This window comes from Nocardioides luteus (assembly GCF_014648595.1).
GTDB lineage: Bacteria > Actinomycetota > Actinomycetes > Propionibacteriales > Nocardioidaceae > Nocardioides > Nocardioides luteus.
This window is the reverse complement of the sequence record NZ_BMRK01000004.1, coordinates 105,185-124,387: the sequence shown is the minus strand read 5'-3', so window position 1 is coordinate 124,387 and position 19,203 is coordinate 105,185. Positions and strand designations below refer to the sequence as shown.

The window sequence follows — 19,203 nt, the reverse complement described above, 5'->3', positions numbered from 1 at the left end:
GTGAGCAACCAGATCCTGCGCCGCGCCGGCCTCTTCGGCGCCTCCGCCACCGCTGCCGTCGTCGCCTCTGTTGCTACCGCCGGGCCCGCCAACGCGGCGGTCCCCCACGGCTGGCCCGTGTCCGACGACATGACCGCCGCCGCGCTGCTCCTGCTGATCCTGCTCATCCCGGTGATCCTGATGGTGGTCATCTCCCTGCTCGTGCTGCTGCCGGGTGTGTTCCGTGGCGAGGGGCTGCTGCCCAAGCCCCACAAGGGCGAGGACGACAACCTCCCCGCCACGACCCACTGACCTACTTGTCCGAGTCGCTCGTCCTCAGGTGAGGACGGCGAGCTGCTGGGTCGCCCGCGTCATCGCGACGTAGCGGTCCACGGCACCCTCGATCCCGGTCCCGTACGACCCGGGGTCGACGACCACGACCAGGTCGAACTCCAGCCCTTTGGCGTGCTCGGGGCTCAGTCGGCGTACCCGGCCCTCGTCGGTGTCAGGCGTGCCGGCGGCGATGACGCAGGCGATGCCCTCCTCGTTCTCGGCGAGCCAGGTGTCCAAGATCTCATCGAGATCCTGCACCGAGCCGTGAACTACCGGGATGCCGGAGGCGCGGATCGACGTCGGCACGTTGGCGTCGGGGAGTGCCGCTCGGATCACCGGCTCGGCCTCGGCCATCACCTCCTCGGGCGTGCGGTAGTTGATGCTCAGGCCGGCCATCTCGATCCGGCCCAGCCCGCCCCGCTCGAGCCGTTCCCGCCACGACTCGGTGAACCCGTGACGCGCCTGTGCCCGGTCGCCGACGATCGTGAAGCTGCGTGAGGGGCAGCGGCTGATCAGCATCTGCCACTCGGCGTCGGTCAGCTCCTGGGCCTCGTCGACGACGATGTGGGCGAACGGCCCCGCGTACGGGTCGCGCTCGTCGGGCTCGCGCACGGTGTCGTCGAGGAGCGCAGTGCGCAGGTCCTGGCCGCGCAGCATCGACATCACCACCATGTCGGAGTCGTCGTTGCTGATCAGGTCGGAGACGACCTCCGCCTTCGCCTTCCGGTCGGCCGCCGCCGCTGCCTTCTGGGCGGCGCGACGCCGTGAAGCCTCCGGGTCGCCGAGCCGTCGGTGGGCGGCGTCGAGAAGCGGCAGGTCCGCCTCGGTCCACGCCTGGGGGTCCTCGCGCTGGAGGGCCTTCACCTCTTCTGGCGTGAGCCAGGGCGCGCACATCCGCAGGAACGCCGGCACCTCCCACAGATCGCCGACGATGTCGGCCGGCCGCAGCCGCGGCCACACCTGGCCGAAGACCTCGCGCAGACCGGCGTTGGCCTCCAGCGACGCGTGGATGGCGTCGACCGCGTCCTCGTCGACCAGGCCGTACGCGTCGAACTCCTCCTCCTGCTCCGCGTCGCCCCAGTCGTCGGCGTCGGCGTCGGCGCCGGCGTCGGCGTCGTAGTCGTAGTCGTGGTCGGCACCGGCGTTGGCCTGGATCTTCTCGGTCACGATCCGCAGCAGCGCCTCCCAGACCTGGTCGCGAGCGTCGTTGTGGGGCACGCCCTGCTCGGCGGCGGCGAGCGCCTCGGCCCAGTCGCCCTTCGTGATGACCGCGTCGCCGTAGGGCGTCTCGACGAGCGTCGCCTTCGTCGGCGGCTTCTCGTAGAGCGCCACGGCCGGCTCGATGGCCGCGACCATCCGGGCGTCGGCCTTGAGCCGCGCCACCTCCGCGTCCGTCTCGGGCAGCAACGAGACGCCCTCGGGCACCATCCGCCGCAGCGTGGTGGTGCGTACACCCTCCTCACCCAGGCTCGGCAGCACGTCCGCGACGTAGGAGAGATAGGGCTCGTGCGGCCCCACGAAGAGCACCCCGCCCTTGCCCTCGCCCAGCCGCGGATCGGAGTAGAGGAGGTACGCCGTGCGGTGCAGAGCCACCACCGTCTTGCCAGTCCCGGGGCCGCCGTCGACCACCAGCGCGCCCCGCGACGACGCCCGGATGATCGCGTCCTGGTCGGACTGGATGGTGCCGAGCACGTCGCGCATCCGCGCCGAGCGGCTGCTGCCGAGGGTCGCGATGAAGGCCGACTGGTCGTCGAGAGCGGCGTGACCCTCGAGCCCCTCCGCGGTGAAGACCTCGTCCCAGTAGTCGGTGATCCGCCCGTTGGTCCAGCGGTAGCGGCGACGGCTCAGCAGCCCGCCCGGATCGGCGTGGGTGGCCGCGAAGAACGGCTCGGCGGCCGGCGAGCGCCAGTCGACCAGCAGGCGGCGCCCGTCGCTGGCGGTCAGGCCCAGCCGGCCGATGTAGATGGTCCTGCCGCCCTCGGTGACGATCCGCCCCAGACACAGGTCCAGGCTGAACCGGCGCAGCATCCGCAACTGCGACCCGATCCGGTGCACCTCCAGATCGCGGTCCATCGCCTCCTGCCCGTGCCCGCCCGGGCGGCGGCGCACCTCGTCCAGCCGCTCGTTCAGCTCGGAGATCTGCTCATCGAGACTCTGCCCGATCGCAGCGAAGTGCTGCTCGTCATCGGCGATCAGTATCGGGTCGGCCTTGGCGTCGTGACGACCCGCGAGATCGAATGCCTGCATGTGTTGAAATCCCCTTCTGAACAGGCATTTTGCCTGTTCGAGGAGGAGATTCTGCCCCAAGTCGGGGGCCTTGAAACAAGCCCCTGTGTCGGCTATAAAGTAGATAGCGGAAGGGAGAGATCTCCCCTCCGTTCGTGGTTTTCGAGGTCATTCGTACGCCGGAGGGAGTCCGGTCGTTCCTTCCGGCACCACCGTCATCCGAGGGTCCTCGAGCAGGCGACCGATGGCCTCGGAGCTGCCACCGACCCCGGCGAAGTGCGAGTCGGTGTCGTACGCGATGCACCAGCTCCGGTCGGCGGGCCACACGAAACCCGGCGGGTAGTCGCGGTTTTGGGTCGGACCCATCCAGCTCCGCCACCCGGCCTGCGTCCCCTGCGCGAGTACGTACTGCCGGATCCCCGCCACCTGGACGAGTCGCTTGTCGGGCAGCCCCGGCCGGTAGGGCCACCCCTCCCAGAGCAGGAAGAAGAGCCGTTCGCCGGCGGCTTCGCTCATCACCTGAACGGTCGCCCCGACGATCCCGATGTCGGCGACCCCCTCGTCGAGCGTCTCGTCGTCATCGACGTCGTTCTCGGACTGCCCCTCGAACTCCGGGTCCGGGAGCGCAAGGACCCGCGCGTACGCCTCGAACCCGTCGGGCCCCATCCTCAGCAGTCGCGAGACTGGCTCCCACGATCCCCTCGGGAACGACTTGGCCAGCCAGGAGGCATGCCGAGGGTGAACGTCGAAAGTAAAGCTCATGCAGGCACCCTAAGAAGCGAGCGCGGCGATCTCACCCGGTTTACGCGGCGAGGCCGTGTGCGACGAGTACGCGGCGGAGCTTCCGCTCTGCTGGTGAGAGTTGTGGTGGGTCTGGTCGCCAGGTGTCTGGCGGTGGGCTGGTGTAGGCGTGCCCGGTCGGTGTGATGGTGGTGATGCTGCCGTCGGGGTTGGGTGTCGAACGCCAATCGATCGACTCTTTGGCTTGATTGCATCTTTCGCAGAGGCCCTGGAGATTGTCCGCTGAGGTCTTGCCGCCGTCTGCGTAGCGTTCGATGTGGTCGATGTTGCGAATCGGGGCGTCGCAGCCGTTGGTGCGGCAGATGCCTTCGTCGCGGGTGGCGATGAACTCTGCTAGTCCGTCGGGCGCCTTGCGGGACCGTGACTCCATGGCGATGAGTTGGCCGGTGGGGTCGGTGAGGAGGCGGCGGACGAAGACTTCGGCGTCGTTGAGTGCGCCGCGTGCCCAGGCGGATGGGACGGGGCCGTAACTCTCGACCATGGCGGGCTGGTCGGCGTTGTTGGTCAGGGAGTCGGCGGTCATCACGATCTTGATCTCGATCTTCGGCTTCGCGCCGGTCTCGCGGCCGGTGACGCGGTCGACGAGGGTGTCGGCCATGACCTGGCCTCGGGTCCGCTGGTCGCCGGCTGCTTGCGCGGCCTTCGCTGCCTGATCGAGGGCGGCGAATACCGCGACGCCGTCCTTGACGGGAAGCAGGGCTCCGAGCCAGGTCATGGTGTCGGGTGCGGGGCGCAGGCTGACGCGGCGGTCCTTCTCCGCGCTGGCGGCGCGAGCCACGACTGACTCCTGGTCGAGAGTGATGACGAGCTTCTTGGCCGTGTTCTCGAGCTGTCGAAGGCCCATCGTGACGACCTTTGGCGTTTCTCCATGGGAACTGACCGCGCAGAGTTCGTGGTCGATGACCTGACGGTTCTCAAGCGAGAGGCAGGCAGTTTCACGGGCGAGGATGGTCGCTTGCCATTGAGAGAACAAGCCTGCCTTCATCAGCGCGAACGTATGGGGCATCTCGCCGATGAGGATCTTCGCCAGTCCCAGCAGCTTCGCGCCCTTGGCGGGAGAGATCCGTCGGGCGAGCGCGATCTGGGAGGCGACACCGTCGCCGACCTTCTGGGCGGGGACGCCGGCCTCAGCATGGCGTGTTCGGGTGGCTTCGTCGAGGCGTACGGCGGCTTCGGCCTGGATCGCCTCGGCACGGCACTTGAGGTTTTCGAGACCGGCGATCCAGTCGACCAACTCGCCTTCGGACGCACCTGGTGGTGGTCCGGTGAGGAGCTGGTCGGGGGTCTCGTTCATGCGCTTCATTATATGCGAAACGAGGTGGTGGCGCGACCTATTTGTCCTAGTCAGACCGTCTTATTAGGGTCATTGAACTGTTGCTCAGAGGGTGGTCTCGACGAGCTCGACCACCGGTGGGTCGGTGGGTCCGCGAGGGGGTCTCGACAAGCTCGACCACCGGGGTGCCGGTGGGTTGGTGTGTCTGCGAAGGGGGGTCTCGACAAGCTCGACCTCCGGTGCGTAGGCCTCAACGCGATCGGCCGGGAAGAGGGCTGTGTTGGTCTCGACACGCCTCCGCCCAGGGGCTCCGGCGGCTCGACCAGCGGAGGCGAGCGGTCCTCACCATGGCTTGGCGTCGACTATTTCGAGGTCTCATGAGCCCGCGCCACACTCCTCGCCGCCGCCCCGATATTGGCGGAGATCTTTCTCGATCGGGTGCCGGGTCAAGGATGGCCGAAGGCCACCGCGCAAGCGGCGGGCGAAGCCCGTCCTTGACGCGGCGCGTGATCGAGAAACACTGAGTGATCGGGTCGGCGGCGAACCTCGAACGAAAACACAGTCGCTGACCGAGGTCCGCTCGCAGGGGGTCTCGACAAGCTCGACCACCGGTGGCTCGGTCTCGAGAAGCTCGACCTTCGGTGGAACCAAAAACGAAAGGGCCCGGCTTCGCGAACGAAGCCGGGCCCTCAGCTGAGCACGAACGTCAGGAAGCGTCGCGCTCCTGGGCAGCAAGCGCACGCGCGACCTCGTCGCGGCCCTCACGGACGTACCGCTTCGCGGCAGGCTCCGCGGGAGACGTCGCGAGCCACTTGTCCGCCTTCTCCAGGAGCTCCGGCGAGGCCGCCGGCTTGGGGAAGATGAACTCGAGGACGGTCGAGGCGCGGTGGGTGCCGAGGTGCTCCCAGAGCGTGTCGGCGGCCTCGAAGTAACGGTCGACGTAGGGGGCGAGGACGTCGTCCTGGCCGGAGCGCTGGAAGTTCAGCACGATCGAGCGGGCGGTCTCGTTGGCGACGTCGGTGCGGACGACGACCGAGTCCCAGGCGGCTGCCTTGGCCTCGGCGGTGGGCTGCGAGGCACGGGCGGCGGCGGCCTTCTCCTTGCCGGAGATGGTGTTGTCGCGCTCGAGCTCGGCGTCGATCTCGGCCTCACCGTAGGTGCCGGAGGCGGCCAGGCCGGTGACGAGCGCCCAGCGCAGGTCCTGGTCGATGTCGAGACCGTCGTAGGCCAGCTCACCGGAGAGCAGCGCCTTGAGGTCGGCGATCGCGGCCTCGGAGCGGGCGGCCGAGGCGTACGTCCGGGCGAAGGTGAGCTGGTGGTCGCTGCCCGGGGCGGCGGCCTCGAGCAGGCCCTTGAGGCCGCTCTCCCAGCGCGCCTTGAGGGCGTCGCGGTTGGCCGGGGCCGAGAAGGAGTTGACCGCCTGCGCGGCGAAGACCGGGATGCGGGTGACGCCCCAGGCGTCGGTCTCCTGGCCGATGTTGGCGAGCACGAGCTCGACGAAGTCGCTCGCGCGCATCTCGGCGTCGCGGGTCATGTCCCAGGCGGCACCCCAGATCAGCGCGCGCGAGAGCGAGTCGTCGAGGTCCGACAGCGAGGAGAGCGCGGTGGCGAGCGAGCGCTCGTCGAGGCGGATCTTGGCGTACGTCAGGTCGCCCTCGTTGAGCAGCAGCAGGTCGGGCTGCTTGACGCCCTCCAGCTCGGGAACCGGGGTCAGCTCGTCGCGGACGTCGATCTCGAACGCGTCGCGGCGGACGAGCGCACCGTCGACCAGGTCGTAGAGGCCCAGGCCGATGCGGTGGCGACGCAGGGTCGGCCACTCCTCGGCGGCGGTCTGCTTGACGGAGAAAGAGGCGTACGTGCCGTCCTCGGCCAGCTCGAAGGCGGGCGCGAGGGTGTTGACGCCGGCGGTCTGCAGCCACTCCTGGGCCCAGCCCTGGAGCTCACGGCCGGAGGCGGCCTCGAGATGGCGCAGCAGGTCCTTGAACTCGGAGTTCCCGTAGGCGAACTCCTTGAAGTAGGCCTTCAGCCCCTCCAGGAACGGCTCGAGCCCGACCCACGCCACCAGCTGCTTGAGCACGGAGGCGCCCTTGGCGTAGGTGATCATGTCGAAGTTGACCTCGACGGCCTGCAGGTCGTAGTTGTCCGCGGCGATCGGGTGGGTGGTGGGCAGCTGGTCCTGGCGGTAGCCGGTCTGCTTGCGCGCGTTGGTGAAGCCGGTCCAGGCGTCGGTGAACACCGTCGCGTTGGTCTGCGCGTGGTAGCAGGCCCACTCGGCGAAGGACTCGTTGAGCCAGAGGTCGTCCCACCACTTCATGGTGACGAGGTCGCCGAACCACATGTGAGCCATCTCGTGGAGGATCACCGAGGCGCGGAAGTCGTAGAAGGAGCGCGGCTGCTTGGAGCGCGGCAGGTATTCGTCGCGCAGCGTCACGGCGCCGGCGTTCTCCATCGCGCCCATGTTGTACTCCGGCACGTAGAGCTGGTCGTACTTGCCGAAGGGGTAGGGGAAGTCGAAGGCGTCCTCGAAGAACTCGAAGCCCTGCTTGGTGATCTTCACGACCTCGTCGCGGTCGAGGTAGGGCACCAGAGACTGGCGGCAGTAGTGGCCCAGCGGGATGGTGCCGAACTTGCCCTCGTAGACGTCCTGGACCTCGTGGTACTCACCGGCGATCAGCGCGGTGATGTAGGTCGACATCTTCTTGGTGGGCTCGAAGTCCCAGCGGGCGACCTTCTCCCCGCCATCGGTGGTCGAGCCTGTCGAGACCGGCTCGGGCGTGGGCGCGTTGGAGACGACCTTCCAGCTCTCGGGCGCGGTCACGTGGAAGGTGAAGACGGACTTGAGGTCGGGCTGCTCGAAGGTGGTGTAGACGCGGCGGGCGTCGGGCACCTCGAACTGGGAGTAGAGGTAGACGCGGTCGTCGGCGGGGTCGACGAAGCGGTGCAGGCCCTCGCCGGTGTGGGAGTAGGTGCAGTCGGCCTTGACGACGAGAACGTTCTCGGCGGCGAGGCCGTCGAGGAGGATCCGAGAGTCCTGGTACGCCACCGCGGGGTCGAGCGCGACGCCGTTGAGGGTGATCTCGTGGACGGTGGCGTCGACGAGATCGGCGAAAGTCGAGGCACCGGCCTCGGTGGACGTGAAGGTGATCGTCGTCGTCGAACCGAAGGTCTCGGGACCCGTGGTGAGGTCGAGTTCGATGTCGTACGAGAGGACGTCGAGGAGCGCAGCTCTGGCGGTGGCCTCGGCGCGCGTGAGATTGGTTCCAGGCATGCCGGGATCCTCTCACCCTGCCCGGGATTCGAGACATTTATAACGGGCTTTGTTAGTCGATCTTGGCCGTCGCTGAGCGTGAAAAGTAAAAATACAGTGTTGTAATTCCGACACACCGGTATCAATGATTGACAACTTTCTCTAGGGTGCTCATGTGCCCCTCAAGTCACAGAAACACCAGTATTCACAGGAGTCCCGCCGGGTGGGGAAGCCCAGCGGGGCGCTGCGCCGGACCTTGGTCACCGGCGCGGTTCTGCTGCTCGTCGGCCTCGGTGTGCAAGTCATCCCCAAGCTGGCCTCACCGGCGCACGCGGGCTCCATCACGCTCTGCTCCGGCTTCTCGGACTGTCGAAGCAAGGGCTACTCCACGGGCGGGTACGAGAGTGCCTGGGGCAAGATGTACTGGCGGATGTACGCCGGTCGAAACTGCACCAACTACGTCGCGTACAAGCTGATCCAGACGGGTCTGCCGAACGTCCGGCCCTGGTCGGGCGAGGGCAACGCGACCAACTGGGGCATCGCGATGAGCCGGGTGACGAACCGGACGCCGACCGTCGGGTCGGTGGCCTGGTGGCACTCCTCGCACCCCAGCGCGAGCCGCTTCGGGCACGTCGCGATCGTGGAGAAGGTCGGTTCGGGGTCGATCACGATCTCGGAGTCCAACCACGGCAGCGACCTCAGCTGGCGGCGGATCAGCAAGGACTCGGTCAACTACCCGACCGGCTTCATCCACTTCAACGACCGCCGGCTCTCGGTCACCAAGCGGCCCACGGTCAGCGGCACCCCGCAGGTCGGCAAGGCCGTCACGGTCAACACCGGCTCGTGGAGCCCGAACCCCAACAAGATCCGCTACCAGTGGATCGTCGACAAGAAGCCGATCCCGGGCGCGACCAACAAGACGTTCCGCATCCCCGGCGGCCTCGCCGGCAAGCAGATCGCGGCCGTGCTCACCGGCGTCCGCAAGGACTACACCAACGCCAAGACCATGAGCAAGGTCCTGCCGCCGATCAAGCAGGGCACGTTCAAGGTCGTGAAGCAGCCGAAGATCACCGGCGAGCAGAAGGTCGGATCGAAGATCGCCGTCGGCGGAGCGGTGTACACGCCGTCGGCCAAGATCGGCGAGGTCAAGTGGTACGCGGACAAAAAGCTGATCGCGCGCACCAAGTCCCGCTTCCTGAAGGTGCCGGCATCGGCCTCCGGGAAGAGGATCGGCGCGGTCGTCGTCGGTGCCCAGCCGGGCTACAAGCCGAAGCAGTCCTACGCCTTCGCCTCCTCGATCGTCGGCGGTCCGAAGGTGCCGGAGGAGCCGGACACCCCGGACGGCGGCCTGGCGCAGACCAAGGGCGGCTTCGTCAAGGGCGGCACCCGTCTCGGCGGCCTGATGCAGGTCGACCCTGGCGAGTTCAACGAGAAGGTGGACCTCACCTACCAGTGGACCCGTGACGGCGCGGTGATCCGCGGGGCGACGTCCGCGAAGTACCGCCCGACCGAGGCCGACGTCGGCCACCGCCTCAGCGTCACCGTGTCCGCCCGCTCGGCCAGCGGTGAGAGGCTGACCGAGACGTACGGTCCCAGCGGCCGGGTCCGGGTCAAGCCGACGGTCAAGGTCACCGCGACCGGTGGGTCCAAGCAGGCGGAGGTGGCCGTCAGGGTCACCGCCGCCGGCTACGCCCCGACCGGTCACGTCAAGATCACCACCAACGGTGGGCGTACCGTCACCAAGTCGCTCAGCGGAGGGAAGGCCGGCGTCACCTTCGTCAAGCTCCCTCCGGGCGACTACGCCATCACCGCCTCCTACAGCGGCGACGCCGTCGCCTACTGGGCGAGCGGGGGTGCGTTCACCACCGTCAAGTGACGGATCGGAACAGATCTGCGGCGGGAGTGGTTCAGTGTCGACATGACACAGACCACTCCCGCCACGCAGTCCGAGACCCCCGAGAAGACTTCCGCCGAGTTCTGGTTCGACCCCGCCTGTCCGTTCGCCTGGATCACCTCGCGGTGGATCCTCGAGGTGGAGAAGGTGCGTGACGTGGAGGTGACCTGGCGGATCATGAGCCTGGCGTACCTCAATCAGGACAAGGACATCCCGCCGGAGTACCGCGACTTCCTCTCGACCGCGTGGGGGCCGGTGCGGGTGTGCATGGCGGTGCAGCAGGAGTACGGGCAGGAGAAGCTGGCCGAGATCTACACGGCGCTCGGCACCCGTCGTCACGTCGAGGGGCGCGACTTCGACCGGGCACTGATCGAGGAGGCGCTCGCCTCCGTCGAGCTGCCGGTCGAGCTCGCCGACGCGATGGACGACGACTCCTTCGACGAGGACATCGCCAAGTCCCACCACGAGGGCATGGACCAGGTCGGCAACGACGTCGGCACGCCGACGATCGCGATGAACGGCTCGGCCTTCTTCGGCCCAGTCATCTCCAAGGCGCCGAAGGGCGAGGAGGCCGGCAAGCTCTGGGACGGCTTCCAGCTGATCACCGCCTACCCCTACGTCTACGAGCTCAAGCGCGCCCGGGTCCACGACCTCGACTTCAGCTGACCCGACGGAGCGAAATTGGCGGTGACGTGGCCGCAGAGCAGTCGTACGTTGCCAGGGTGACCACCAAAGACGAGGCAGGAATCCTTTCGCGGGCGCTGGACCAGACCGGCGATCTGCTCGACCGGGTGCACCCGGATGCGCTCTCGCGGCCGACGCCGTGCGAGCAGTGGGACGTCGCTGCGCTGGCTGACCACGTCATCGCGGACGGGGGCAACTTCGTCACGATGCTGCGTGGCGGCGAGCCCGACTGGGGTGCGCCGGCGCCACACGTCAAGGAGAGCTGGGGGCCGGCGTTCAAGGTCGGCGCCGACGACGTTCTCCACGCCTGGCAGCAGGGTCCCGGCACCGACGGCTGGGAGGGCGGGGCGGTCGTGCCGATCGGCCTGATCATCTCCGAGTACGCCACCCACGGCTGGGACCTCGCGAAGGCGCTGGGGGTGCCGACCTCCGAGCTCGACCCGGAGCTGGCCGAGGTCGGGCTGGAGTTCATGCGGGCGACGCTGAAGCCGGAGATGCGCTCGGGCGCGTTCGCGGCCGAGGTGACGGCTCCTGAGGGTGCCGGGCCGTACGAGCGGCTGGCTGCTTTCGCTGGACGCCGCATCGCCTGAGACCATGGTCGTGTGGTTGACCAGATGGGAGTGCTCGCGCTGCAGCGGGCCCTGACGCAGGCAGCAGAGCTTCTCGACACCGTCACGGCGGACGACCTGACCCGGCCGACTCCCTGTCCGGAGTGGGACCTGCGCAAGCTGGCCAACCACATGATCGCCCAGCCGCGCGTCTTCGTGACGATGCTGCAGGGCACGCCGCCGGGGTGGGACGGCCGCGAGGACTACGCGGTCAACCTCGGTGAGGAGCTGCGCACCCGCGGCAACGCGCTGATCAACCTGTGGCGCGAGGTCGGCGCCGACGACATGATCATGGTCGACCCCGACTGGCAGTCCACGGAGATCGCGGTCCACACCTGGGACCTCTGCGCGGCGCTCGGACGTCCGACCGACGACCTCGACGAGGCGGTCGCCCAGCGCGCGGTCGTCGCGATGGACCGCATCCTCGGGCCGGTGCGCAAGGGGCGTGCCTTCGCCGACGCGCTCTCGGCGCCCGAGGGGGCGGGGGCGTACGACCATCTGGCTGCGTACGCGGGGCGGCCCGTGCCGTTCGTGCCGCAGGCCTGACCTGCGGGGGTCTCGACAAGCTCGACCACCGGGGGTTTCGACACTCCGAACACGTGCGTTTGCGGCATGTCGGGCCCTTGATTCTTCAAAATCAAGGGTATGGCTGGCTTCCCCCGCGTCATCACCGTGTCCCTGACCGCAGTCGCGCTGGGCGCGACGATGCTCGTGCCCGCTCTCGGATCGGCGATCGGTCCGGCCGCCGCCGAGGACAGCAACGTGATCAAGCTGCCCCGCCTCGAGGACGGGATCGCCACCCGCGACGTGAAGCTGCCGCCGCGGCTCACCGAGCGGTCCGGCGACGCGGCTTCCACCGAGAAGCTGCCGACGACGACCTTCTCGATGGTCGGCGTCTCCTGGACCGGGGACGAGGCGCCTCAGGTCGAGGTGCGGGTCAGCAAGTCCGACGAGTGGCGTGAGTGGCAGACGCTGCCGACGCAGGAGGACCTGCCCGACGCGGATGAGTCCGCCGCGGCTAAGGGGAAGGTCGAGCGCCACGGGACCCAGCCGGTGTGGACCGGTCGAGCCAGCGGCGTACAGGTGCGGGTCGGGGGCGCGCAGCCGAAGGACCTGAAGCTGACCCTGATCAACACCGGGCCGCAGGAGGACGTGAAGGCGCCGAAGCGGCAGGCCGACGACCTCGGTTACGGCAGCGCCGACGACAGCGCACCCAGCGCCAGGGCCGCGCGGGCGAAGCCGAAGTGGGCGCCGCGGCCGGTGATCTACACGCGCAAGCAGTGGGGCGCCAACAACTCCTGGCGCAACGGCCGCCCGGAGTACAACAGCTCGCTCAAGCAGGTGCACATCCACCACACCGCCACGAGCAACAACTACTCCAAGGGCGACGTGCCGGGGATCATCCGCGGCATCTACAGCTACCACACCAGGTCGCTGGGGTGGTTCGACATCGCGTACAACTTCCTCATCGACAAGTACGGCCGTGCCTGGGAGGGTCGCTCCGGTGGCATCAACAAGCTCGTGAAGGGCGCGCACACGCGCGGCTTCAACCACCAGTCGATGGGCATCGCGCTGATCGGCAACTTCGAGAACAAGCGCCCCTCCGACGACGCGCTCATCAAGACCGAGCGGATGGCCGCCTGGAAGCTCGACATGGCCGGCCGCGACGAGCGCGGCAAGCTGGTCACCATCTCCCAGGGGAGCGACCGGTTCCCCGCCGGGCGGCGGGTCCGGGTCTGGGTCATCGACGGCCACTTCCACACCAACGAGACCTCCTGCCCGGGGGCGCAGCTGGCCAAGTGGCTGCCGTGGATCCGGAAGTACGCCTACAAGCGGGACCAGATGTTCAATCCGTGACCTCCGGGGTCGTGCGTGGTGTCGATATAAATCGAATGGCGCTTGCTCCCTAGGATGGGAGCATGAGCAACGTTCTGTCCGCAGTCGCCTGGCCGTACGCGAACGGCCCGCGCCACATCGGCCACGTGGCCGGTTTCGGCGTACCCTCCGACGTCTTCAGTCGGTACATGCGGATGGCGGGCCACGACGTGCTCATGGTCTCCGGCTCCGACGAGCACGGCACCCCGATCCTGATCGCCGCCGACGAGGCGGGCGTGACGCCCCAGGAGCTCGTCGACAAGAACCACCGGATCATCGTCGAGGACCTGACCTCGCTCGGTCTGACGTACGACCTCTACACCCGCACCACCTCGGCCAACCACCACTCCGTGGTGCAGGAGCTGTTCCTCGGGGTCTACAACAACGGCTACTTCATCGAGCAGACCTCGAAGGGCGCGATCTCGCCGTCGACCGGCCGCACCCTGCCGGACCGCTACATCGAGGGCACCTGCCCGATCTGTGGCGCCGACGGCGCGCGTGGCGACCAGTGCGACAACTGCGGCAACCAGCTCGACCCCGACCAGCTGATCAACCCGGTCTCCAAGATCAACGGTGAGACGCCGGAGTTCGTCGAGACCCAGCACTTCTTCCTCGACCTGCCCGCCCTGGCCGACGCGCTGCACGAGTTCCTCGACGAGCGCGAGCAGACCGGTCTGTGGCGTCCCAACGTCATCCGGTTCAGCCAGAACATCCTCAAGGAGATCCGCCCGCGCGCGATGACGCGCGACATCGACTGGGGCATCAAGGTGCCGCTCGACGGGTGGCGCGACAACCCGACCAAGCGGATGTACGTCTGGTTCGACGCCGTCATCGGCTACCTGTCGGCCTCGATCGAGTGGGCCCGACGCTCGGGCGATCCTGAGGCCTGGCGGCAGTGGTGGAGCGACCCCGAGGCGCTCGCCTACTACTTCATGGGCAAGGACAACATCGTCTTCCACGCCCAGATCTGGCCCGCCGAGCTGATCGCCTACAACGGCAACGGTTCGAAGGGCGGTGAGCCCGGTGCGTACGGTCAGCTCAACCTGCCCACCGAGGTCGTCTCCAGCGAATACCTGACGATGGAGGGCAAGAAGTTCTCCTCCTCGAAGAAGATCGTGATCTACGTCCGCGATCTCCTCTCGCGCTACCAGCCCGACGCGTTCCGCTACTTCGTGGCCGCCGCCGGCCCGGAGTCGAACGACTCCGACTTCACCTGGGCGGAGTTCGTGCGGCGTACGAACGACGAGCTCGTCGCCGGCTGGGGCAACCTGGTCAACCGCACCGCCACCCTGATCGCCAAGAACTTCGGCGAGCTGCCCGCCGCGGGCGAGCTCACCGACGCCGACCGCACGATCCTGGCCACCGTCGAGGCCACCTTCGGCACCGTCGGTGACCTGATCAGCCGCCACCGGCAGAAGCAGGCGATCGGCGAGGCGATGCGCGCCGTCGGCGAGGTCAACAAGTACGTCACCGACCTCGAGCCGTGGAAGCTCGCGAAGGACCCGGCGGACCGCGAGCGCCTCGCCACCGTGCTGCACGTGATGGCGCAGTGCGTCGCCGACCTCAACCTGATCCTGTCGCCGTTCCTGCCGTTCTCCGCCAACGAGATCGACAAGGCGCTCGGCGGCAAGGGCGAGGTCGCCCCGATGCCCCGCATCGAGGAGGCCGAGGACCTCGACACCGGCAAGGCATACCCGATCATCACCGGCGACTACTCCGGCGCTCCGAGCTGGGAGCGCCACGAGATCGTCGTCGGCACCCCGGTCGCCAAGCCCACCCCGGTCTTCCGGAAGCTCGACCCCGCGCTCATCGACGAGGAGCTCGACCGGCTGGGGATCAAGCCGGAGTAATCGAGTTCCCGGAGCACCCGTCCTACGTCACCAGCATGTTCCAGCCGCACATCGGTGCCCTCGCCGGAGCCCCGGTCCACCCGCTGGTGCGAGAGTTCGTGGCTGCGGCCGCCGCGCGACGATGAGCGTCACGCTGCAGTTCCACGCCGACTGGCCCTACGCCGGCGGGCTGACCGCACATCCGGGTGGAGACCGGTGGCGTTGGGAGAGTCGGCTGTTCGGCCGACGCTACGACGCGGCGCCGGCGGGGGAGCGGCCGGTCTACGGAGCATGGAACCGCCGGGTTCGACGACCTGGCGAGGTTCGGGCGGGGGCGAATCCGGTTCGCTATGACAGACGGTCCGAGTTTGTGAATCCTTCACAAGTTCGGACCCTCGGTCATAGTGAGCGTCGACCGCCATCTCCACCGTCGACGCGAGCGGGCTACCCGGCGCGGTTCGGGCGAGCGTAGGCCGAGGCGGTCACTCGCCGCCGCCGCCATCGCCTCCACCGCCTCCACCGCCGTCGCCTCCGCCCCAGTCGTCACCGCCCCAGTCTCCGCCGCCACCTCCCGAGCCGAAACTGCGCCGGCCGCGGCCCGAGGCCAGATAGGCGGTGCGCTGGCTCGGATGGACGCCGTGGACCAGGGTGGCGAGGAGGTGGCGGCGGGCCTCTTCCTTGTAGGTCACGTCGGTGGCCGGCCAGACGGTCCGGGTGCCGATGAGGCGCTTCTCCTGCTCCTCGCGTAGCAGGCCGCGGTGGACGAGGCGGTCGACGAGATGCTCGAACATCTTGATGCCGCAGCTGCGGAGCAGGGCGCCGGCCGCGGTCGACCCTGGGCACTCGCCAGCTAGGAGACCAGCGCGCCACCCACCAGCAGGTCGAGGGTCCACCGGTCGAGGTTTCGGGAGGGCCGGCCGCGGAGATCCTCCAGGACCAGGAGCATGAGGTCCTCCGCGATCAGCACGACAGCCTCAGTCCGACCGGACGGCGGCGGCGTAGCGCTTCGCGAGAACCTCGAGATGGTCGCGGAGCTCAGGCGGTGACTCGACGGTGAAGTCGAGGCCGAGCATGCCGATCCAGACGGCCACGACCTCGAGGCTGTCCCCACCTGTGACGAGCACGCTGCGGTCCGGGTCGATCGGCTCGACCGTGCCGACGGCGGGGTTGATCCGGGAGATGACCTCCTCGGCGGAGGCGGCGATCACCAGGCGGGCGTGGACGGCCCAGCCGGTGCGGGCGACCTCGCGGACGACGAACTCGGTCAGGTCGAAGCCGGGGTCGGTGGGACGGAACGGGCGACCGCCGGGGACCTTGAGGCGCAGCCAGTCGACCCGGAGCGGCAGCCAGACATCGGCCCGGGGATCGCGGGCGACGAGATACCAGCGGCGCTGCCAGGAGACGAGCCGGTAGGGCTCGACCTCGATCGGCTCGTCGCGGTAGTCGGCGCGTACGCCGGAGCCGTCGCGGATCGCGGTCGCCAGCGCCTGCAGGGTGCCGGCGTCGACGTCCGGGTCGGGGACGTTGCTGTCGGTGTTGACCGGGCCGGCCTCCATCGCGTCGACCACCGCAGCCAGCTTGCGGCGCAGGTGGTCGGGGAGCACCTGGTCGAGCTTGGCCAGCGCCCGGGTGCTGGTCTCGGCCACGCCGGCGATGCCGGTGGCGGCCCGAAGACCCACAGCCACCGCGACGGCCTCCTCGTCGTCGAGAAGCAGAGGCGGGAGGTTGCCGCCGGCGCCGAGCCGGTAGCGGCCGCCGGGACCCCGTACGGACTCGACCGGGTAGCCGAGGTCGCGGAGCTTGGTCATGTCGTTGCGCACGGTGCGCTCGGAGACGTCGAGCCTGGTGGCGAGATCGGTGCCGGTCCAGCCCGCCGAGGACGGCAGCAGGCCGAGGAGCGCCAGGAGTCGCGCGGAGGTTTCCAGCACGGAACTCAGCGTGGGCCAAAAAAGATTCTGAGGCCACTGAAATTGCGGAACCTGGCTTGCCGGAACCCTTCATAACGTGGGTCCCACAAGGTCGGAAACCACCAAGGAGAAGTCATGAACACGCAGGTCAACACCGAGATTCAGGGCGAGGGCAACACCGAGATCAGCACCGTCACCGTCGAGTTCCCGCAGGCCGATCTCGACGACCTCCGCGCCCGTCTCGACCGCACCCGGTTCGCCCAGGCCGTGCCCGGCGACTCGTGGGACTACGGCACCCCGACGGCCTATCTCGCCGACATGGTCGAGCGCTGGAAGGGCTTCGACTGGCGGGCGGTCGAGGAGCGCATCAACGCGGTGCCGAACCACCTCACCGAGATCGACGGCCAGGTCATCCACTTCGTGCACGTCCCCTCGGCGAACCCGGACGCCAAGGCGCTCCTGCTCGCCCACACCTACCCGGGCTCGTTCCTGGAGTTCCTCCCGATGATCGACTCCCTGACCGAGGAGTTCCACCTGGTCATCCCGGAGATGCCGGGCTTCGGCCTCTCCACCCCGGTCGTCGAGACCGGCTGGACGATGAAGCGGGTCGCCGAGGCGTACGACGTGCTCATGCGCCGGCTCGGCTACGACTCCTACGGGGTGCACGGCAGCGACGGCGGGGCGATGGTCGGGCGCGAGCTGGCCCTGCTGAACCCCGAGGGCTTCCTCGGTGCTCACGTCCTGCAGCTCTTCTCGTTCCCGTCCGGCGACCCGAGCGAGTTCGAGGGCTTCGGGCCGAAGGAGTACGCCGCGCTGGAGCACATGCAGTGGTTCCAGTCGGTCGGCGGTTACAACGCCATGAACGGCTCGCGGCCGCAGACGATCGGCGCGGCGCTGGCGGACTCACCGGTCGGGACGTTGGCCTACAGCGAGCTCTTCGAGTCCTTCGGCAACGGCACCTCGCTGGTCACGCCCGAGCAGGTCATCGAGCAGGCGACCTTCTACTGGCTGACCAACTCCTACGCCGCGGCCGCGCGCTACCACTACGAGGAGGCCCACGCCGAGCGCGAGCCGGAGGTCTCCCAGGGGCGGATCGGGGTCGCGGTCTTCAAGGACGACTTCCAGACCATCCGGTCGCTGGCGGAGCGTGACAACGCCAACATCCAGCACTGGTCGGAGTTCCCGGAGGGCGGTCACTTCGCTGCGCTGGAGCGACCCGGCGACATCGCGACCGACCTCAAGGCGTTCTTCGCCTGAGCGGTCGAGCCCGAGGGTCGCAGTCACGTGGTGGCTGCGGCCCTCGGGCTCGTCATGGGGTCATCCGGTCGCAGCGACGGTGGTGGCGACCATCACCGTGGTCATCACGGCCAGGACCTCGTCCATCGCATCCTTGACGCCCTTGGCGGCCCAGTCGCCACGGGCGATCTGCTTGGCCCGCTTCTTGACCGTCCCGGCCCCGACCGCGCGGGTGTCGACCACCTTGTGGGCGAGGTCGATCGAGGAGAGGAGCGCGATGAGCGGCCCGGTGCGCTCGTCGGGCGTGGCGCCGTGGACGAGCACGTCGACCAGCTGGCCGCGTACGGCGTTCTCGTGGGTCGAGTCGGCGGCCGGCCAGGTGGTGCGCGGGAAGAGCCCGAGGATCTTCTCGTCGCGGCGCTTGAGGATGTTGCGGTCGCACAGCCGGGCGGCGAGGGCCTCGTGCAGCCCCTTGCCGAGGTTGGTCACGGCAATCTTCGCGGCGAGGGGCTTGGCCGCCAGCGAGTCGTACGCAGCGGCCAGCACCTGGTCGTCGGGCCGGCGCCCCGGCACGACCGCGGCCTTGGCAGGAGTGAGCCCCGACTTCGGTATCACCTGGACCGAGCCGGTCATCGCGAGCTCGGTCAGGATCGCCCCGCCCAGGGCCTGCTGGACCCAGGACGAGGCGAGCGTGCCCCTCTCGTCATCGAGCGCGAGCAGCAGCAGGTCTTCGGCGATGAGCATGCCTCCGACGTTACGTGGGAGCCCTGAGAGATGCCTCCTACGAAAGGACCAACTTTGGTCGGACCTTCGTCTAGGCCGGCGGAGGGGAGGTCAGGAGCCGGCGGAGTCGGGGCCACCGGCCTCCGGACCCGCCACGTCGAACATCCAGCTCACGCCGAACCTGTCGACGAACTGTCCGAAGTAGTCGCCCCACGGAGCCTGCTCGAAGGGGACGCCGGGGGTGCCGCCCTCCGAGAGCTTGGCGAAGTAGTCGGCGAAGCGCGGCTGATCACCCGGGTCGGCGCTGGTCATCGCGACGGTGACACCGGCGGTCGGAGCCTCGTAGTCCATGCCCGGGGGCGTGTCGGCTGCCATCAGGACGAGGCCGTCCTCGAGGGTGAGCGAGCCGTGCATGACCAGGTTCTTCGTCTCCGGCGCCAGCGGCCCCATCGCGTCACCCATCGAGTCGAACGTCATCGTCTCGACGGTGCCGCCGAGGACGGACCGGTAGAACTCGAGCGCCTCGGCGGCCTCGGTCCTGAAGCCGATGTAGGGGTTGAGCGTTGCCATGCGGATCGTCTCCTTCGA

16 protein-coding genes are annotated in these 19,203 nt (G+C 68.7%); 8 read left to right on the top strand and 8 right to left on the bottom strand.

The genetic code is table 11. From position 1 onward, the window contains the following. The gene (locus IEY81_RS07000) at nucleotides 1-291 is read left to right on the top strand and encodes a hypothetical protein (protein ID WP_189117748.1); all 291 of its coding nucleotides are present in this window, start codon (nucleotides 1-3) and stop codon (nucleotides 289-291) included. A gap of 24 nt (nucleotides 292-315) precedes the next feature. Here IEY81_RS07000 and helR read toward each other — a convergent pair whose 3' ends face one another. The 4 genes from helR to pepN all read right to left on the bottom strand — a co-directional run bounded on the left by helR (nucleotide 316) and on the right by pepN (nucleotide 7,880). Further along, nucleotides 316-2,559 carry an RNA polymerase recycling motor ATPase HelR gene (gene helR, locus IEY81_RS06995; protein WP_189117747.1) on the bottom strand — a complete coding sequence of 748 codons (2,244 nt, stop codon included), beginning with the start codon at nucleotides 2,557-2,559 and terminating at the stop codon, nucleotides 316-318. A gap of 147 nt (nucleotides 2,560-2,706) precedes the next feature. After that, nucleotides 2,707-3,300, bottom strand: coding sequence for a hypothetical protein (locus IEY81_RS06990; protein WP_189117746.1), 594 nt, complete (start codon nucleotides 3,298-3,300; stop codon nucleotides 2,707-2,709). Between the two features lie 40 nt (nucleotides 3,301-3,340). Continuing rightward, a complete protein-coding gene (locus IEY81_RS06985) occupies nucleotides 3,341-4,633 on the bottom strand; it encodes an HNH endonuclease (protein ID WP_189117745.1) in 1,293 nt (430 codons plus the stop codon). Nucleotides 4,634-5,318: 685 nt separating this feature from the next. Beyond that, entirely contained in the window at nucleotides 5,319-7,880 is a 2,562-nt protein-coding gene (pepN, locus tag IEY81_RS06980; RefSeq protein WP_189117744.1) for an aminopeptidase N, read from the bottom strand. Between the two features lie 202 nt (nucleotides 7,881-8,082). Between pepN and IEY81_RS06975 the strand changes: the two genes are divergently transcribed. From IEY81_RS06975 to metG, 6 genes are all read left to right on the top strand, one after another. Next, entirely contained in the window at nucleotides 8,083-9,735 is a 1,653-nt protein-coding gene (locus IEY81_RS06975; protein ID WP_189117743.1) for a CHAP domain-containing protein, read from the top strand. A gap of 42 nt (nucleotides 9,736-9,777) precedes the next feature. After that, entirely contained in the window at nucleotides 9,778-10,419 is a 642-nt protein-coding gene (locus tag IEY81_RS06970; protein ID WP_189117742.1) for a mycothiol-dependent nitroreductase Rv2466c family protein, read from the top strand. A gap of 56 nt (nucleotides 10,420-10,475) precedes the next feature. After that, nucleotides 10,476-11,027 carry a TIGR03086 family metal-binding protein gene (locus IEY81_RS06965; protein ID WP_229787472.1) on the top strand — a complete coding sequence of 184 codons (552 nt, stop codon included), beginning with the start codon at nucleotides 10,476-10,478 and terminating at the stop codon, nucleotides 11,025-11,027. Nucleotides 11,028-11,039: 12 nt separating this feature from the next. Then, nucleotides 11,040-11,591, top strand: coding sequence for a TIGR03086 family metal-binding protein (locus IEY81_RS06960; RefSeq protein WP_229787470.1), 552 nt, complete (start codon nucleotides 11,040-11,042; stop codon nucleotides 11,589-11,591). 99 nt (nucleotides 11,592-11,690) lie between these two features. Continuing rightward, the gene (locus IEY81_RS06955; protein ID WP_189117740.1) at nucleotides 11,691-12,902 is read left to right on the top strand and encodes a peptidoglycan recognition protein family protein; all 1,212 of its coding nucleotides are present in this window, start codon (nucleotides 11,691-11,693) and stop codon (nucleotides 12,900-12,902) included. Between the two features lie 62 nt (nucleotides 12,903-12,964). Beyond that, nucleotides 12,965-14,770, top strand: coding sequence for a methionine--tRNA ligase (metG, locus tag IEY81_RS06950; RefSeq protein WP_189117739.1), 1,806 nt, complete (start codon nucleotides 12,965-12,967; stop codon nucleotides 14,768-14,770). 461 nt (nucleotides 14,771-15,231) lie between these two features. Here metG and IEY81_RS06940 read toward each other — a convergent pair whose 3' ends face one another. Together IEY81_RS06940 and IEY81_RS06935 are read right to left on the bottom strand one after the other, a co-directional pair. Then, nucleotides 15,232-15,642 (bottom strand): GPP34 family phosphoprotein, encoded by a 411-nt coding sequence (locus IEY81_RS06940; protein WP_373292221.1) that lies wholly within the window; start codon nucleotides 15,640-15,642, stop codon nucleotides 15,232-15,234. Nucleotides 15,643-15,723: 81 nt separating this feature from the next. Further along, on the bottom strand, nucleotides 15,724-16,677 hold the full coding sequence (locus tag IEY81_RS06935; RefSeq protein WP_189117737.1) for a helix-turn-helix transcriptional regulator: 954 nt from the start codon (nucleotides 16,675-16,677) through the stop codon (nucleotides 15,724-15,726). Nucleotides 16,678-16,791: 114 nt separating this feature from the next. Here IEY81_RS06935 and IEY81_RS06930 point away from each other — a divergent pair, with 114 nt between their 5' ends. After that, on the top strand, nucleotides 16,792-17,913 hold the full coding sequence (locus tag IEY81_RS06930) for an epoxide hydrolase family protein (protein WP_189117736.1): 1,122 nt from the start codon (nucleotides 16,792-16,794) through the stop codon (nucleotides 17,911-17,913). A 60-nt stretch (nucleotides 17,914-17,973) separates the two neighbouring features. Here IEY81_RS06930 and IEY81_RS06925 read toward each other — a convergent pair whose 3' ends face one another. Both IEY81_RS06925 and IEY81_RS06920 read right to left on the bottom strand, forming a co-directional pair. Then, nucleotides 17,974-18,636, bottom strand: coding sequence for a GOLPH3/VPS74 family protein (locus tag IEY81_RS06925; protein WP_189117735.1), 663 nt, complete (start codon nucleotides 18,634-18,636; stop codon nucleotides 17,974-17,976). Between the two features lie 90 nt (nucleotides 18,637-18,726). Further along, nucleotides 18,727-19,185 (bottom strand): VOC family protein, encoded by a 459-nt coding sequence (locus IEY81_RS06920; RefSeq protein WP_189117734.1) that lies wholly within the window; start codon nucleotides 19,183-19,185, stop codon nucleotides 18,727-18,729. Nucleotides 19,186-19,203 lie beyond the last annotated feature (18 nt).

Excerpts from the sequence above, each read along its gene's own strand:
- IEY81_RS06925 (WP_189117735.1), bottom strand. The coding sequence starts at position 18,636 with ATGCTCATCGCCGAAGACCTGCTGCTGCTCGCGCTCGATGACGAGAGG.
- pepN (WP_189117744.1), bottom strand. The coding sequence starts at position 7,880 with ATGCCTGGAACCAATCTCACGCGCGCCGAGGCCACCGCCAGAGCTGCG.
- IEY81_RS06985 (WP_189117745.1), bottom strand. The coding sequence starts at position 4,633 with ATGAACGAGACCCCCGACCAGCTCCTCACCGGACCACCACCAGGTGCG.
- metG (WP_189117739.1), top strand. The coding sequence starts at position 12,965 with ATGAGCAACGTTCTGTCCGCAGTCGCCTGGCCGTACGCGAACGGCCCG.
- IEY81_RS06930 (WP_189117736.1), top strand. The coding sequence starts at position 16,792 with ATGAACACGCAGGTCAACACCGAGATTCAGGGCGAGGGCAACACCGAG.
- helR (WP_189117747.1), bottom strand. The coding sequence starts at position 2,559 with ATGCAGGCATTCGATCTCGCGGGTCGTCACGACGCCAAGGCCGACCCG.
- IEY81_RS06955 (WP_189117740.1), top strand. The coding sequence starts at position 11,691 with ATGGCTGGCTTCCCCCGCGTCATCACCGTGTCCCTGACCGCAGTCGCG.
- IEY81_RS06990 (WP_189117746.1), bottom strand. The coding sequence starts at position 3,300 with ATGAGCTTTACTTTCGACGTTCACCCTCGGCATGCCTCCTGGCTGGCC.
- IEY81_RS06920 (WP_189117734.1), bottom strand. The coding sequence starts at position 19,185 with ATGGCAACGCTCAACCCCTACATCGGCTTCAGGACCGAGGCCGCCGAG.
- IEY81_RS06970 (WP_189117742.1), top strand. The coding sequence starts at position 9,778 with ATGACACAGACCACTCCCGCCACGCAGTCCGAGACCCCCGAGAAGACT.